The sequence below is a fragment of the Amphritea sp. HPY genome (assembly GCF_050870985.1).
In the GTDB taxonomy this organism is placed as follows: domain Bacteria; phylum Pseudomonadota; class Gammaproteobacteria; order Pseudomonadales; family Balneatricaceae; genus Amphritea.
Genome location: NZ_CP194015.1, coordinates 1,706,143 through 1,722,671 on the forward strand (window position 1 = coordinate 1,706,143; position 16,529 = coordinate 1,722,671).

Annotated in this window: 17 protein-coding genes; 15 read left to right on the top strand and 2 right to left on the bottom strand. The window is 50.1% G+C overall.

Going from position 1 to position 16,529, the window contains the following annotated elements:
- Positions 1–18: 18 nt before the first annotated feature.
- Positions 19–1,083, bottom strand: a complete 1,065-nt coding sequence (gene rlmM / locus ACQUQM_RS07710) for a 23S rRNA (cytidine(2498)-2'-O)-methyltransferase RlmM (RefSeq protein WP_432473903.1) — start codon at positions 1,081–1,083, stop codon at positions 19–21.
- A complete protein-coding gene (locus ACQUQM_RS07715; RefSeq protein ID WP_432473904.1) occupies positions 1,083–1,706 on the bottom strand; it encodes an alpha/beta family hydrolase in 624 nt (207 codons plus the stop codon). The genes rlmM and ACQUQM_RS07715 overlap by 1 nt, the downstream gene beginning before the upstream one ends.
- 373 nt (positions 1,707–2,079) lie before the next feature.
- On the opposite strand from ACQUQM_RS07715, the gene ccoN reads away from it, so the two are divergent.
- The 15 genes from ccoN (at position 2,080) to rdgC (ending at position 16,424) form a co-directional block, all read left to right on the top strand.
- A complete protein-coding gene (gene ccoN / locus ACQUQM_RS07720; RefSeq protein WP_432473905.1) occupies positions 2,080–3,510 on the top strand; it encodes a cytochrome-c oxidase, cbb3-type subunit I in 1,431 nt (476 codons plus the stop codon).
- A gap of 21 nt (positions 3,511–3,531) precedes the next feature.
- Positions 3,532–4,152 carry a cytochrome-c oxidase, cbb3-type subunit II gene (gene ccoO, locus ACQUQM_RS07725; protein WP_432473906.1) on the top strand — a complete coding sequence of 207 codons (621 nt, stop codon included), beginning with the start codon at positions 3,532–3,534 and terminating at the stop codon, positions 4,150–4,152.
- A gap of 5 nt (positions 4,153–4,157) precedes the next feature.
- A complete protein-coding gene (locus ACQUQM_RS07730) occupies positions 4,158–4,343 on the top strand; it encodes a cbb3-type cytochrome oxidase subunit 3 (RefSeq protein ID WP_432473907.1) in 186 nt (61 codons plus the stop codon).
- Entirely contained in the window at positions 4,340–5,227 is an 888-nt protein-coding gene (ccoP, locus tag ACQUQM_RS07735; RefSeq protein WP_432473908.1) for a cytochrome-c oxidase, cbb3-type subunit III, read from the top strand. Before ACQUQM_RS07730 ends, ccoP begins: the two co-directional genes overlap by 4 nt.
- Before the next feature lie 167 nt (positions 5,228–5,394).
- Positions 5,395–6,816, top strand: coding sequence for a cytochrome c oxidase accessory protein CcoG (gene ccoG / locus ACQUQM_RS07740; RefSeq protein WP_432473909.1), 1,422 nt, complete (start codon positions 5,395–5,397; stop codon positions 6,814–6,816).
- A 122-nt stretch (positions 6,817–6,938) separates the two neighbouring features.
- Entirely contained in the window at positions 6,939–7,448 is a 510-nt protein-coding gene (locus ACQUQM_RS07745; protein WP_432473910.1) for a FixH family protein, read from the top strand.
- Positions 7,449–7,457: 9 nt separating this feature from the next.
- Positions 7,458–9,962: a heavy metal translocating P-type ATPase gene (locus tag ACQUQM_RS07750; RefSeq protein WP_432473911.1), complete on the top strand. Its 2,505-nt coding sequence runs from the start codon at positions 7,458–7,460 to the stop codon at positions 9,960–9,962.
- Between the two features lie 2 nt (positions 9,963–9,964).
- A complete protein-coding gene (gene ccoS / locus ACQUQM_RS07755; protein ID WP_432473912.1) occupies positions 9,965–10,156 on the top strand; it encodes a cbb3-type cytochrome oxidase assembly protein CcoS in 192 nt (63 codons plus the stop codon).
- A complete protein-coding gene (locus tag ACQUQM_RS07760; protein WP_432473913.1) occupies positions 10,156–10,824 on the top strand; it encodes a sulfite exporter TauE/SafE family protein in 669 nt (222 codons plus the stop codon). Before ccoS ends, ACQUQM_RS07760 begins: the two co-directional genes overlap by 1 nt.
- Before the next feature lie 69 nt (positions 10,825–10,893).
- Entirely contained in the window at positions 10,894–12,285 is a 1,392-nt protein-coding gene (gene hemN, locus ACQUQM_RS07765) for an oxygen-independent coproporphyrinogen III oxidase (protein WP_432473914.1), read from the top strand.
- Positions 12,286–12,370: 85 nt separating this feature from the next.
- Entirely contained in the window at positions 12,371–13,150 is a 780-nt protein-coding gene (gene fnr / locus ACQUQM_RS07770) for a fumarate/nitrate reduction transcriptional regulator Fnr (RefSeq protein WP_432473915.1), read from the top strand.
- A 121-nt stretch (positions 13,151–13,271) separates the two neighbouring features.
- A complete protein-coding gene (locus ACQUQM_RS07775) occupies positions 13,272–13,814 on the top strand; it encodes an adenine phosphoribosyltransferase (protein ID WP_432473916.1) in 543 nt (180 codons plus the stop codon).
- A gap of 150 nt (positions 13,815–13,964) precedes the next feature.
- Positions 13,965–14,855: an alpha/beta hydrolase gene (locus tag ACQUQM_RS07780; protein ID WP_432473917.1), complete on the top strand. Its 891-nt coding sequence runs from the start codon at positions 13,965–13,967 to the stop codon at positions 14,853–14,855.
- Positions 14,852–15,358: a thioredoxin family protein gene (locus ACQUQM_RS07785; protein WP_432473918.1), complete on the top strand. Its 507-nt coding sequence runs from the start codon at positions 14,852–14,854 to the stop codon at positions 15,356–15,358. The genes ACQUQM_RS07780 and ACQUQM_RS07785 overlap by 4 nt, the downstream gene beginning before the upstream one ends.
- Before the next feature lie 151 nt (positions 15,359–15,509).
- Positions 15,510–16,424: a recombination-associated protein RdgC gene (gene rdgC / locus ACQUQM_RS07790; RefSeq protein WP_432473919.1), complete on the top strand. Its 915-nt coding sequence runs from the start codon at positions 15,510–15,512 to the stop codon at positions 16,422–16,424.
- Positions 16,425–16,529: the final 105 nt, after the last annotated feature.

Genomic DNA, 16,529 nt, shown 5'->3' on the forward strand with positions numbered 1-16,529 from the left:
ACCACTTTCAAAGCGGCATCAGAACCCCGGATTCATCACCCGTACATGCACAGTAATTTCCTCTCTGTCATGGTAAAGGTGTTTCGCCGCCAGATGATATTTCACCCCCGCCTCCTGCAGATCAGCTTCCAACGCTGCAAGGCAGTTTTTAACTTCCATATAACGCTGCTTCATCGGCAGTTTCAAATTAAACACCGTTTCCCGACACCAGCCATTAACCAGCCAACGGGTCATCAACCCGGTAACTTTGGTTGGCTTATCAACAATATCGCAGACCATCCAGTCGAAGGATTTATACGGCTGATAGGTAAAAGCATCTTCCGTAAGATGCGTCACCTGCCCACTATCCATGAGTGATTCAGCCATAGGTCCATTATCAATCGCGGTGACGAACATATTCTGATTTACCAATTGCCAGGTCCATCCGCCGGGCGCAGCACCAAGATCGACCGCCCGTTTACCACTACTTATATAACGATCCCAATCCTGCTGCGGGATGAACCAATGCCAGGCTTCCTCGAGTTTAAGCGTTGACCGGCTTGGGGCATTTTTTGGAAACTTAAGCCGCATTATGCCCATCGGCCAGGGTGCTGAGTTCTGCTCAGGCGCATAACCTAAATAGAAACGAGTGCCGGACAGAGCAAAAATGTGCATCCGGTTAACCGCTCTGCGATCCATAAGCCCCTGCTTCCGCAGACGCTGACTGAAAGCAGAGCTAAAGCTATTACAAAACCGTTGAAGTTCACGGCCTTCGGTGGTGTCAGCCGGTTCGACGATTAATTCCGAACAAATTGGTAACTGATCGATCAACTGCAGCAAAGCACTGATTCGATCATCACTGTCAATATCATCGATCAATGGCAGACAGGCCAGCCATTGACGCACAAAAATCAAACGACTGAAATCCAACTGCTCCACTGCCTGACTGGCACCATTCGGCTGGTGGCTGACGAACAGGGCATAGCCACTGTTCTCTTCCAGCTTGCAATAACCAAATATACCCTGGCTTTCACAAAGATCCCGAACTTCTGCGGCGCACTCTTTTTCGAACCCCGGGCGACAATACAGTAGCAGGTGATTCATCAGGCGTTACCTTCACTTATCAATTGGCAAAATTGCAGCGTGGATTCTACTGCATCGGCTATATGCTCGTCCTGAGTTATTCCGGATTTTTTTCGCGGTTTAAGATCGTGATCACCATCTTCAAGCCAGTGCAACTGTATTGCAGGCGCTAATTCATAACTATCCACTATCTCTTGACGCCCCATCGCATCACGGGTTCCCTGAAATATATGAACCGGTGTATTAATTTGCTGTAGATGATCAATTCTCGGACGGTCTAGTTTTCCTGGGGCATAAAACGGATAGCCATAGACAAAACACCCAGCTACAGCATCATGATCAGCCAGCATGGTCGCCATCCTGCCACCCATAGATTTTCCCGCAAGGTATAGAGGCACACCTTCTTCCTGGTATTGCCCGATAAGCTCGCCATAGTATTGCAGTAGTTTCGGCTGGCGGTCAGGCGGACGCCTTTTACCGTCATCCCGGCGCTTTTGCATATAGGGAAATTCAAAACGAACAATCTGTAATCCACCGGCCACAAGGGCTTGTGCTACCGCTTCCATGAATTCACTATCCATCGGCGCGCCTGCGCCGTGAGCAAATAAAACCCGACCTAATTCGGGCTTGCCATCGATTAACATTTTTGACTCCAGTAGCAATAAGCGGCGAATTATGCCTGAAAATCCGCTTGATCTATATCAAACAAACGCAAACTAGTAACGTCTGATACCAACTAAAAAATATACCAAAATAGTATTTTATAGTTTTTATTAGGTTTTTAGCTCTTTTTATTCAATAATGGAATAAGCAACAATCCCTTAAATACCAACAACTTAAGTGCCAATAGCAAATGTTGCAGTGCATAAAAACAACCGTTAAAGCGAAATAATTAGTGCGACACTATGTCGCAACTAATACCCAAGACGCATTGAAATGTGACTAGTGTTTAAAGATAATAGCCGACGGAAATTTACTTTCTAAACCTTTCTAATAGCTTGTTGATGAGAGCCTGATATGAGCACAGCAGCTGAACACCCAACCTACAATTACAAGGTGGTGCGTCAATTCGCCATCATGACAGTGGTATGGGGCATCGTAGGAATGGCCGTGGGCGTATTAATCGCGTCCCAGTTAGTATGGCCTGCACTTAACTTTGATACCGCCTGGTTGACTTACGGTCGTTTGCGTCCGTTACATACCAACGCGGTTATCTTTGCATTCGGAGGCTGCGCACTGTTCGCAACCTCTTATTACGTCGTACAGCGTACGAGCCAGGTTCGCCTGATTTCTGACAAACTAGCCGCTTTCACCTTCTGGGGCTGGCAGCTGGTAATCCTGAGCGCAGCTATCACTCTGCCGCTGGGTATCACCTCTTCTAAAGAGTACGCTGAACTGGAATGGCCAATTGACCTGCTCATCACAGTAGTATGGGTAGCCTACGCTGTCGTATTCCTGGGTACAGTGAAGATGCGTAAGACATCTCACATCTATGTCGGCAACTGGTTCTATATGGCATTCATCATCACCGTTGCAGTCCTGCACATTGTTAACAGCGCAGCGATGCCTGTTTCTCTGTTCAAGTCTTACTCTGTATACCCTGGTGCTGTCGATGCGATGGTGCAGTGGTGGTACGGACACAACGCGGTAGGATTCTTCCTGACTGCGGGCTTCCTGGGTATGATGTACTACTTCGTACCTAAGCAGGCTGAGCGTCCAATCTACTCTTACCGTCTGTCCATTGTTCACTTCTGGGCGCTGATTGCGACCTACATGTGGGCTGGCGGTCATCACTTGCACTACACCTCTCTGCCAGACTGGACTCAGTCAGTAGCGATGGTTATGTCTCTGGTTCTGCTGGCACCTTCATGGGGCGGCATGATCAACGGCATGATGACTCTGTCAGGAGCATGGCACAAGCTGCGTACCGATCCGGTACTGCGCTTCCTGGTGGTATCTCTGTCCTTCTACGGTATGTCTACGTTCGAAGGCCCGATGATGTCTATCAAGACTGTAAACGCACTGTCTCACTACACTGACTGGACTGTTGGCCACGTACACGCCGGCGCTCTGGGCTGGGTAGCGATGATCTCTATCGGTGCTGTGTATCACATGATTCCTCGCCTCTGGGGCAAGACTCAGATGTTCAGTGTTGGCCTGATCAACACTCACTTCTGGCTGGCCACTATTGGTACGGTTCTTTACATCTGCGCGATGTGGGTGAACGGTATCCTGCAGGGTCTGATGTGGCGTGCAGTTAACGAAGACGGCACTCTGACATACAGCTTCGTAGAAGCTCTGGAAGCGAGCCACCCTGGTTTCTTCGTACGTGCGTTAGGTGGAGCATTCTTCCTGACTGGTATGCTGCTGATGGCATACAACGTATGGCAGACTGTACGCAAAGACAGCACAGCTCCTGCAGCTGACGCGTCTGCGCAAGCAGCTTAAGGATCAGAGGAGCACATTGAAATGATCAAACACGAAACGATTGAAAAGAACATTGGCATCATGATCCTGCTGATCATCCTGGTGATCAGTGGCGGTGGTCTTGCTGAAATCGTACCTCTGTTCTTTAGCAACTCTACTACTAAGCCGATCGAAGGACTGCGTACTTATACTGCGCTGGAACTTGAAGGTCGTGACATCTACATCCGTGAAGGCTGTAACGTATGTCACTCCCAGCAGATCCGCCCTTTCCGTGCTGAAACTGAGCGCTACGGTCACTACTCAACTGCCAACGAAGGCGTTTGGGAGCACCCATTCCTGTGGGGTTCCAAGCGTACAGGTCCTGACCTGGCTCGTGTCGGCGGTCGTTATAGTGATGACTGGCATCGTGCCCACTTGTACAACCCACGTGACGTTGTACCGGAATCTAAAATGCCGTCTTACCCTTGGCTGTTTGAAAACAAACTGTCAGGTGAAGACACTGCTGCCAAAATGCAAGTACTTGCCAAGCTAGGTGTTCCATACACCGAAGAAGACGCTTCTGCGGCTCGCGAGCAAGTGGAAGGTAAAACAGAGGTCGTAGCATTGGTCTCTTACCTTCAGTCATTAGGCAAACTGCATTCCGTTTACAATAACAAGCGGTAATTATAGTGAGCTACGAAGTTTACGGTCCCTACATTCCTGTTGTGATGCTGATCACTTTCATCGGGTTGTTTATCTGGGTATTACTGCCCGGCAATCGCAAAGGGTTTGATGATGCATCAAACCTGCCCTTTGCAGATGATGAGCAGGATCAACGGACGCTAGGCGCTGATAACGGGAGAAAAGAACAATGAGTGCTTTTTGGAGCGCATGGATAACTGTTATTACTCTGGCAGTTATTTTAGGCTGTGCATGGTTACTTTGGGCAACACGCCGAAGCGAACCACACAAAGAAGCGACCGAGGAAACCCTTGGTCACGCATTTGACGGTATCGAAGAGTACGATAACCCGCTGCCAAGCTGGTGGTTGCAGATGTTTGTTGCAACTATCATTTTTGGACTGGTTTACCTTGTAATGTACCCGGGTCTGGGTAACTTCAAGGGTGTACTTGGCTGGACCTCTGTTGGCCAGTGGGAAGAAGAGATGGCGCACGCGGAAGAGGTATACAAACCTGTTTTCGCTAAATACGCAGCCATGTCTGTCGAAGACCTGCAATCTCAGCCAGATGGTCTGAAAATGGGTCAGCGCATGTTCGCTAACAACTGTTCACTGTGTCACGGTGCTACAGGTTCAGGCGCACACGGCTTCCCTAACCTGACCGACGGTGACTGGCTGTACGGTGGTGCACCAGACGTTATCAAGCAGACTATCGCCAGCGGTCGTACCGGTGCGATGCCTCCTTGGGGCGCGGTGCTGGGTGAAGAAGGTGTACGCGACGTAACTAGCTATGTTATGTCTCTGAGCGGCAAGGAATCCGATGCTGAAGCGGCTGCCCGCGGACAGCAACAGTTCCAGGCGCTATGTACAGCTTGTCACAGCCAGGATGGTACTGGTCTGCAAGCGCTGGGCGCACCCGACCTGACCGATGATGTATGGCTATACGGCTCCTCTTTCGAGAAAGTCAGCCACACCATCCGTACCGGTCGTAGTGGTGTAATGCCTGCGCATAAAGATCTGCTGAGCGATGAGAAGATTCATCTGATCACCGCTTATGTATACAGCCTTTCTAACAAGTAAGGCTTAGATCAGGAAAAAGGCGGTATGATTAATTTCATATCGCCTTTTTTTATGCCGCAGGTTACCTCCGAGATTTAACCGCGTATAATATTCAAATTCGCTAATAAACCAGTTGAGCCCTGGCTTAGTAGCGCAGGAATTTCGAAATATTGATGGTGAGGGATGGTATGAATCAAATACCAGTTAAAGACGTAACACCGAAAAGCAACAACAGTAAAGCTGAAAGCTTTGACCTGTACGCCAAACGTGAACACATCTACGTTAAGTACTACAAAGGCCTCTTCAAAAATTTACGTACTATCTCCGGCTTTATAATGCTGGTTATGTTTTACGGTTTTTCCTGGATCCAATGGGACGGCCACCAGGCGATATTGTTTGACCTGCCAAGCCGTCAATTCCATGTTTTTGGCATTACCTTCTGGCCGCAGGATTTCATGCTGCTATCCTGGCTCCTGATAATTCTCGCCTTCGTACTGTTTTTCGTTACCGTTTTTGCCGGACGCCTCTGGTGTGGCTATGCTTGCCCTCAGTTTGTCTGGACCTGGTTCTTCATATGGGCCGAACGGGTTACCGAAGGTGATCGTAACCAGCGAATGCGGCTGGACAAACAGGGCTGGAGCGGTCAGAAAGCCATCAAAAAAACTGCCAAGCACAGCTTATGGCTTTTTATTGCCGCTGCCTCTGCAATCGCTTTTGTCGGCTACTTCACACCTATCAGAGAGCTGACCCCCGCGGTATTAAGCTGGAATCTTGGCCCATGGGAAACCTGGTGGATAGGCTTTTTGACCATCGCCACATATGCCAATGCCGGCTGGCTACGTGAGCAGGTTTGTATCTATATGTGCCCTTACGCCCGCTTTCAGAGCGTTATGTTCGATCAGGACACACTGGTAATTTCTTATGATGAAGAACGTGGTGAAAACCGCGGCAAGCGTAAGAAAAATGCCGACTACAAAGCACAGGGTATGGGTGATTGTATCGACTGCGGCAACTGTGTTCATGTTTGTCCGGTAGGTATCGATATTCGCGACGGCCTGCAATACGAATGCGTAGCCTGTGGCGCCTGCGTCGATGCTTGCGACGATATCATGGATCGCATGGGCTACGACCGAGGCCTGATACGTTACACAACCGAACACGCATTGGAAGGCGGCGAAACTCATATTCTGCGGCCACGCCTGATCGCTTACTTTGCCTGCCTGTGCGCTATGTTTATCGCATTTGGTTACACCCTGTTTACCCGCATCCCATTAGAAGTGGATATTCTCAGAGACCGGGGCCAGCTCTATGTTGAAGCGTCTAACGGCATGATTGAGAACGTCTATACGCTGAAACTGGCCAATAAGTCGCAGGAGGATCACCAGTACAGCATCGAAGTATCAGGCATCGATGGCCTGACAATGATGGCAGAGCATGAGGTGACCATCCGATCCGGTGAACTTTTAGACTACCCTGTGAGTCTACAAGCTGATCCCCGCTTCCTTGATCGCCCGAACTACAACATTATGTTCAAAGTTCAGGCCCTCGATGATGAAGATATTATGTTGGAACAGGAAAACAGGTTTATCGGCCCGGCCAAACGCCACTAACAGGGAACAGTCAGGCAACTCGTTAAATCGACTGCGATAACCCTACCCCCTAACGACTCGACTGAGTTAGAATAGCTGCCGGATTTATCTCCGTGCAGCTATTGCTTTATTTAAGGATTTTTATGACCGATCAAAGCACTCCATCACCATGGTATAAGCAGCCGTGGCTGTGGTTTATTCTGGCGCCGCTAATCGCCACTTTGCTCTATTCAACGGTATATATCACTGCGGCGATGGTTACCCATGACGGCGTCGTACTTGAAGAATACACTAAGAAAGCTAAAGCATTTCACGAAGACACGACGAAGACCGAAGCTGCAAGAGAACTTGGCTTGTACGGCGACCTGCGTATGGACCTGCTAACAGGCGACATTAATCTGCAACTGAATAGCAGCACAGGGACTGAACTGCCACAATCACTGCAGTTGATAATCGGCCACCCGACTAAAGCGTCGCTCGATATCACAGTGCAACTTCGTCAACTTAAGGACGGCTATTACGCTGGTGCTCTGGAAGCAGTACTCAAGGGCAGGAAAAACCTGATTCTGCAGCCTGCTGATAAGCAATGGCAACTAGTACAGCAAGTCGCGCCACCGTACGACGAGCAAACTTTCAAACTAGGTGTTCAGTAAGCACACTCCATGAACGCTTCTCAGGATCACATCATTAACGATCAAGCCTGCTTTCACTGTGGGCTTGACGTTCCTGTCAAATCGCAGTTTGTTACCGTTATCAGTGGCAAGCCACGCCGTATGTGCTGCCCAGGCTGTCAGGCAGTAGCACAGGCGATCACCGAAGGCGGACTCGACAATTATTACAAGCACAGAACCAGCGAGGCAACCTCTCCCGAATTTAGTGAGCAGGTCATTCCTGATCAATTATTAGCGGAACTTGCACTGTGCGATCAACCTTCAATTCAAAAAGCATTTGTCACAACCCTAGAGAGCGGTGACAAACAAGCTTCACTGGTAATCGAAGGCATCACCTGCGCAGCTTGTGTCTGGTTACTTGAACACCATATCAGCAACCTCGAAGGTGTGGTCAAAGTCAGCGTTAACCTGACCAACCACCGCGCCCAGCTTAACTGGGATGAAAGCAGCATTAAGCTCAGTGAAATTTTGCTGGCGATCCACCGTATCGGTTATCAGGGGCACCCATACCACCCCGATAAGGAAGAACAACTGCTCGCCCAGGAAACACGTAAGGCAACCCGCCGCCTCGGCATTGCCGGTGTTTTCTGCATGCAGGTAATGATGCTCGCAATCGCGCTATACGCTGGCGATATTCAGGGCCTTGAAGATCACCTGGTTACATTTATTCGCTGGGCCAGCTTTGTCCTCGCCACACCGGTAGTGATCTATTCAGCACGGCCCTTCTTTGAAGCGGCACTGCGCGATCTTAAAACCCGCCACCTGACCATGGATGTTCCTGTTTCCCTGGCTATAGGTGGAGCCTATCTGGCCAGCATATGGGCCACTGTAACGGCATCGGGCGAAGTCTATTATGACTCGGTCACCATGTTTACTTTCTTCCTTCTGATCGGTCGTTTTCTGGAAATGAAAGCCCGTCACCGTACAGGACGTGCCGGCAATTCACTGATGAATCTTTTGCCTGCCAGCGCCATTGTGCTGCGAGACAGTGAAGAACATATGATACCGGCCAATGATCTTTGTGTTGGCGACCGGGTACTGGTTAAGCCGGGCCACACCATTCCAGCTGACGGCAACATAGTCAGCGGCAAAAGCAGTATTGACGAGTCAGCCCTCACCGGCGAATACCTGCCCCTCAGCAAGAACAGTGGGGACCCGGTAGTCGGCGGCACGATCAATGTAGAGAACCCGATACAGATTGAGATCACCCAGGTCGGCGCTGCAACACAACTTTCTGCAATCGTCCGACTACTTGAACGCGCCCACGAAGAAAAGCCTGCAGTTGCCCGCGTAGCGGATCGCCTGGCCGGGTATTTCGTCGCTGCGGTACTGCTTACCGCATTTACCGTAGCCATCTCATGGTGGTTCATCGCTCCACAGCATGCATTCTGGGTCACCCTTTCTGTGCTGGTGGTCACCTGTCCATGTGCACTCTCACTGGCGACCCCGACAGCTTTAACTGTTGCCACCGGCACCCTGCGCCAGAACGGACTGCTTATCACCCGGGGCCACGTTCTTGAGAGCTTGTCACGGGCCACCCATATTGTGTTCGATAAAACCGGCACCCTGACCGAAGGCAATTTGTCGCTGCAACAGGTCGAGCCGATCAATACACTCTCCCGTGATGACTGCCTGAGCATTGCCAGTGCTCTGGAATCCCATTCAGAACATCCGATCGCAAAAGCATTTCATCATTTCTCGACGCTGCACGGCATCGCCCCTGCCGATAACGTTACAAACCATGTTGGTCAGGGACTGGAAGGTACCGTTAACGGCGAGCATTTCTTTATCGGTAAACCTGAATTTGCCAGTCGGCACTGCGGACAAAAACTGAATTATGACGCTGCGCCAGACGACAAGAACCAATGGTTATTGCTCGCCAGTGAAAGCGAAGTCATTGCCTGGTTTGGTCTTAATGATCCGGCCCGTAAACAGGCGCTGAACACAATTAACCAGCTACGCCAGCAAGGGCTTCAGGTGCAGATGCTGACCGGCGACAGCTCAGCCGCGGTTCAGCATATCGCATCGGAACTGAATATTGACCAGGCTATCTCAGGCGTCACACCTGAGCAGAAGCTACAGCATATTCAGCAACTACAGGATGAAGGCGCCAGAGTCATCATGGTGGGTGACGGCATCAACGACATTCCGGTGCTGGCTGGCGCCCAAACATCGATCGCGATGGGCTCAGCAACCGATCTAGCCAAGACAAACGCCGATGCCATACTCATATCCAGCGATCTTCACCGACTGCCACAGGCATTGAACCTGGCACGTAAAACACAGTCTATAATCAGGCAGAACCTGGGCTGGGCATTGATCTATAACCTGATAGCGCTGCCGCTTGCAGCCACCGGAATGATAGCCCCCTATATGGCTGCTATCGGCATGTCAGCCAGCTCTCTGGTAGTCGTGGGCAATGCAATGCGTTTATCTAAGCTAAGCAAAATGTATCGCCTGAAATCAAACAATCAAACAAGCCAGAAAGGTCGCTGAAAATGAACATTTTATATCTGCTTATACCTATCGCAATTATTCTGGCCGGACTCGCTATCTGTGGTTTTTTCTGGTCGGTCAATAGCGGCCAGTACGACGACCTTGAATCGCCAGCCCACAGCATCCTGTACGATGACGATGAGCATCTGATCCCGGATGATGCTAAACCAGGCAAGACTTCAGATAAGAAGTGATGACCGAATCTCTGTCTGCCGTCACCGCGCTGCTTCTGGGCCTGCTGGGTAGCGCCCACTGCCTGGGCATGTGCGGCGGAATATCCAGCGCAGTTGCGATGGGTATCGACAAGCGCAATAGCAACCCCCTGCTCCTGTTGGCCGGTTTTAATCTGGGCCGCATTGCCAGCTACAGTGTCGCCGGCGGCCTGCTGGGCGTTCTTGGCTGGCTCATCAGTTCGCCGGAAATAGCCGTATTCCTACGCACACTGGCCGGCATTATTCTGGTACTGATGGGACTCTATGTTGCCCAGATCTGGAAAGGACTGTCCCATCTTGAAAAACAGGGTGCCTTTATCTGGCGCTACATTCAGCCCTTCAGCAGTAGGTTATTACCCGTAAAGTCACCACCTCAGGCACTGTTACTCGGTGCACTCTGGGGCTGGCTACCCTGTGGGCTGGTATATAGCACGCTGATATGGAGTGCTACTGCCGCAAACTGGCAGCAATCCGCACTACTGATGGCCTGCTTTGGCTTAGGCACACTACCAGGCATGTTAGCCACTGGATTGTTAGCACAGCAGGTACAGCAACTGCTGAAAAACCGTAAAACACAAACTATTGCCGGTATGATGATTATCGCATTCGGCGTTTATACAATTCCGTTTCAGGGGCTGGGCATTGCTTGATGAATATCAACAAAGCGCCAGCGGAAACGACTATAATCTGCACTTTGCAGTTTTAAGTGAGAGTTTCTTGTGAACCAGAACAATCTGATTAAGTGGGATCTGGATCTGATCCGCCGGTACGACCTGTCCGGCCCACGCTATACATCCTACCCAACCGCTATTCAGTTCGACCCTGAACTGTCGGCCCAGGATATGGTAAACACCGGTCAGCAAACCGCCGACCAGGCCTCACCGCTGTCACTGTATGTACATATCCCTTTTTGTGCGCATGTTTGTTACTACTGTGCCTGTAACAAGGTAATTACCCGTAACCGCAAGAAAGCGCAGCCTTATCTGGATACGGTTTACAAAGAGATGGAACAGCTCTCCAAGTGGTATTCAGACGACCGTATCGTCGAACAGCTGCACTGGGGAGGTGGCACGCCGACCTTCATCAGCAATGAGCAGATGATCGAGCTGATGCAGAAACTGCGTGATAATTTCAATTTACTGGATGATGATTCCGGCGATTATTCCATTGAGATTGATCCTCGCGAAGTTGATAACGAAGCACTCAAAGTACTGCGTGAGATCGGCTTCAACCGCATCAGCTTCGGCGTGCAGGATGTTGAACTGAAAGTTCAGGAAGCGGTTAACCGTATACAACCGGTAGAGCAGGTAGCCGCCGTATTAGCTGAATCCCGTCGCCTTGGCTTCCGCTCCATCAATATGGATCTGATCTACGGCCTGCCGCATCAGACTCTGGAAAGCTTCAACAAGACCCTGGATACCATTATCGGGCTTGATCCCGACCGCTTATCGGTCTTTAACTATGCGCATATGCCTGATCGCTTTCGCTCCCAGAAACATATCAATGCGGACGATCTGCCAAGCCCTGAAACAAAGCTGGCGATACTGGAAACCACTATCCGCAAGTTAATGGACGCCGGTTATGTTTATATCGGCATGGATCACTTTGCTAAACCGGACGATGAGCTGGCGCTGGCACAGCAGAACGGCAAACTGCACCGCAACTTCCAGGGCTATACTACACACAGCGATTGCGATCTGGTCGCTATGGGCGTCTCTGCAATCAGCCAGATTGGCGATGTGTATTATCAGAACGAACATGACATGGCGCTTTACACTGCTGCGGTAGAAGACCGTGCCGACGCCATTAAGCGTGGTGTTACGCTAACCCGGGATGACCGCATCCGTCGCGCTGTGATCAATCAGCTTATCTGTCACTTTGAGCTGAATATGGGCAGGATTGAGCAAGCGCAAGATATAAATTTCCGTGAATATTTCGCAGCAGAGCTGGCAGAACTGGAACATTTCACTGAAGACGGACTGATCGAACTGACCCCGGGCAGCATAAAAGTGACCCCGGCCGGACGGCTACTGATTCGCCGTATCTGCATGGCTTTCGATGCATATATACCGAAGCAGCAAGCAACGAGAAGCTTTTCCCGTATCATTTGATACGGGAAACACTTCACCCTGATACGTATTTAGTAGATAATTCATTACTAAGCTAACGTGTCACAAATAAAAACAGGATCTATTTATGGGTAACCATAAGGCGCCAGAAGGGAAACTACACAGCTTACAACAGGGGCATTGCAATACCTGTAGCCTGAGCTCCCTGTGTTTGCCTGTATCATTAAATATGACCGAGATGGATCGGCTTGACGATATTATCGACAAAAGCCGCCCCCTGAAAAAAGGTGACCACCTGTTTCATCAGGGTGAGCCATTCTCTACCGTTTACGCGCTACGCGCCGGAACCATTAAAACCTACACCCTGACCAATGAAGGTGAAGAGCAGATCACTGGCTTCTACTTTCCTGGTGAACTGGTGGGTATGAGTGGCTTTGATAACGAAGAGTATCCGGTCTCCGCCAAGATCCTGGAAACCACTACAGTCTGCGAAATTCCTTTTGAGCGTCTCGATGAGTTGTCTGGGCAGCTGCCTGAACTTCGCCGTCAGATCCTGCGCACTATGAGTAAAGAGATTCGTGACGACCAACAAATGATGCTTCTTCTCAGCAAGAAAAACGCTGAGCAGCGGGTTGCCACCTTTCTGGTTAAACTCTCCAGTCGTTTCAAGGCCAGAGGCTATTCTGCGGTTAATTTCCGCTTATCCATGTCCCGTAACGAGATCGGAAATTACCTCGGCCTGGCGGTAGAAACCGTAAGCCGGATCTTTACCCGTTTCCAGAAAATGGATCTCATCAGCGTTGATGGTAAAGAGATCGAACTGACTGATCTTGAAGAGATTTACAACCTGTCTGGTGAATCGCCAAACGCGGACATCTGTGAAGACAAGACCTGCCCAAGTTCCTGAGAAGTACATCACTCAGCGCCCTGCACTGCAGTGACGGGCGCTGTAATTATGCAACAACCCCCTATCTCCTATAATCTGTTCAGATCTGAACCTTTTACTGATTTTCTGTTAAGGATCCAAAATGTCTTTCGATGAATGCTATATCAAGTCTGTTATGCGTACTATTCCTGACTGGCCTGAAGAAGGCGTGATGTTTCGTGACATTACACCGCTGTTCAAAGATCCAAAAGCGCTGCGCATGATCTCTGATTCCTTTATTCAACGTTATATTGATTCTGACATTACGCATATCGCCAGCATCGATGCCAGAGGATTCCTGATCAGCTCAATCATGGCTTATCAGTTGAATATCCCACTGGTGCTGGTACGTAAAAAAGGTAAGCTGCCAGGTAAGACCATTCACCGGGAATATAATCTTGAGTACGGCACCGCGGCAGTTGAAATGCAGATAGATGCGGTAGCAGAAGGCGATAATGTACTGATCTTTGATGACCTGATCGCCACCGGCGGTACTATCCTCGCGGCCAGTACCATCATCAAAGAGCTTGGCGCTACAGTTTACGAGGCCGCCGCTCTGATTGATCTGCCCGACCTGCAGGGTTCTACCAAAATCCAGGAGTCCGGTATCCCGGTACATACACTGCTGGCGTACGAAGGACTGTAATGCTTCACCAGCCTCACCCGAAACCGGAAAGCCTGGCGCTGCTCCGGTTTTTTTTATTCAGAAAGAGGTTACCGCTGCGACCTTTACAGGGTTGCCAAATGCTTTTGGTTATAAGAATATAACCAAAAAAAACAATGATTTGGTTTCATTATGTCTTGTAAGCACTTCGCAGCACAGGTTTCACTCATCGTCAGCATCACTGCAGCCAGCTCTCTTACCATTGCGCAAGAGATCAGGGTTGAACATGAAGGACTCATCCTCAATGCCAATCTGCAGCTAATCGATGGCCAGCCCCTCAACGGCGATATTGCACTGATTACCCACGGCACCCTGGCACATAATGGCATGGAGATCATCCAGGTGTTACAGGAACTACTCGCCGACGAAGAGATCCCCAGTCTGGCGCTCAACCTAAGCTTGGGGGTCAACGACCGGCACGGCATGTATGACTGTGCAACGCCACACAACCATGCTCATACAGATGCCGTCGAGGAGATTGGTGTCTGGCAGCAATGGCTAATAAATAACGGTGCTGAAGGCATTATCCTTATGGGGCACTCACGGGGTGGTAACCAGACCGCATGGTTTGCCAACGAGAACAGCAGTGTGGCTAAAGCTCAGATCCTGATAGCACCAGCAACCTGGGATGCTGTAACGGACGCCACGGCATACCAGAATCGCTACCAGCAGGCGCTAGCCCCCCTGCTCACCAGCGCTAAAGGAGCATCTGCCGGACAATGGCTGGAAAATACCGGCTTCATCTACTGCCAGGACAGTAAAGTCTCAGCCGGGAGTTTTGTATCCTACTATCAGCCTGATACGCGATTTGATACCCCCACTCTGCTGCAACAGGCAACACTTCCCAGCCTGGTCATAATCGGATCCGACGACCACACTGTCAGTGATCTTCAGGTAAAGATGCCCAGTGTGAATAATGATCGGGTACAATCGGTTGTTATCGAAGGTGCCGATCACTACTTCCGTGACCTGTATGCTGATGAAGTGATCGAAAACATTACCGACTTCCTAGGGCAACTATGAAATTACAATTATCGTTCAGCAGCTTCTTCAGTAACACCCTGCTGAGCGCTGTATTTCTGTTTTTCAGTGCAACAGCTTTTGCCCAGCCACTGCCTGTTCTTAGCAACCTGCAGCAGGACCAGCAACTTGCGGGGAATGAACGTTTCCTGCTGGTATTAGTAAGCCAGCCTGGCTGCAGTTACTGTGAGCTTATCGAAGAAGAGATACTCAAACCGATGCAGATCAGCGGCCATTACGACGCTAAACTGCTATTCCGCAACCTGATCATTCATGATGACCGCAGTATGACGGATCTTACGGGGATCCGTCTCGACACCTCTGAGTTTGCCCGCCGCTACGGTACCTCACTGACCCCGACATTACTGTTCCTTGACCCGCAAAATAGCACGGAACTAGTGCAGAAGATGGTAGGCATCAGTACTGTGGAGATGTACGGCTACTACGTTGATAAAGCCGTAGCACAAGCTTCCGACAAGCTGCAGATGAGTAGCACTCAGCCATAGTATCGATGCTTGTTTAGCCCCGGCACGAGTAATCACTGTTAAGCGCCGTAAGATCCCATTACAATACCGTCACTTCGGTATACCGTGATTTCTCTATACCATTATTTTCTCTACCCAACACTTTCTATAAATTCATACTTAGGGCCTGTGCATGTGGTTTAAAAACGCGATCTTTTACCGTTTCAGTCAGACTTTCAGCTATACCCCGGAAGCCCTTGAAGAACAATTGCTGGAGAAAGCCTTTACCCCCTGCGGCAGCCAGGAACTGAGCCGTTTTGGCTGGGTCAGCCCAACCAATGGTATGTCCGATATGCTGGTTCACGCTGGTAATGGTTTCATGCTCATAGCGGGTCAGAAAGAGGAAAAGATTCTACCCGCCACCGTGATTCGCCAGAAGTTGGATGACAAGGTCAAGGTCATTGAGCATGAGCAGGCGCGCAAGGTTTTTAAGAAAGAAAAAGATCAGCTCAAAGATGAGATTGTCATCGATCTGCTACCCCGCGCATTCAGCAAATACTCAAAAACCTGGGCACTGATAGCTCCGGATCATGACCTGATGATTGTCGATGCCAGCAGCCATAAGCGCGCCGAAGAACTGCTTAGCCATCTGCGCAGTGTTCTGGGCTCCCTGCCCGTCGTACTGCCAGACGTTAATCAATCCCCTTCAGCGGTTATGTCCAACTGGCTGGAACAGCCTGGTGAACAGTTCCAGGGACTGATCCCATTGGATGAATGTGAGCTGCGTGACAGCGCTATGGAAAACGGCGTCATCCGCTGCAAAGGTCAGGATCTGGAAAGCGACGAGATAAAATTGCACCTGGAAGCCGGCAAGCGAGTCGTTAAACTGGCACTGGAATGGCAGGAAAGCCTTAACTTTATCCTGCAGGACGACCTCTGCATCAAGCGGATCAAGCTATCCGATCAGCTGAAAGAGAAGATGGAGCAAGACAGCCCGGATGAGGCATTAGAATGCTTTGACGCCGACTTTGTCCAGATGTCTCTGGAACTGACCCGCTTAATTCCAAAACTGCTGGAAGCTTTCGGCGGCGAAGCTCAGCGCCCCTGATTAGTTGCTAGATCGTCACTTCGTGACTTGCTTGTTGTAGATGCTAAAGACCTTGTTCACACAATGAAGGGATTCGGTCTGATTAAATAAACGCGCCAATAGGCG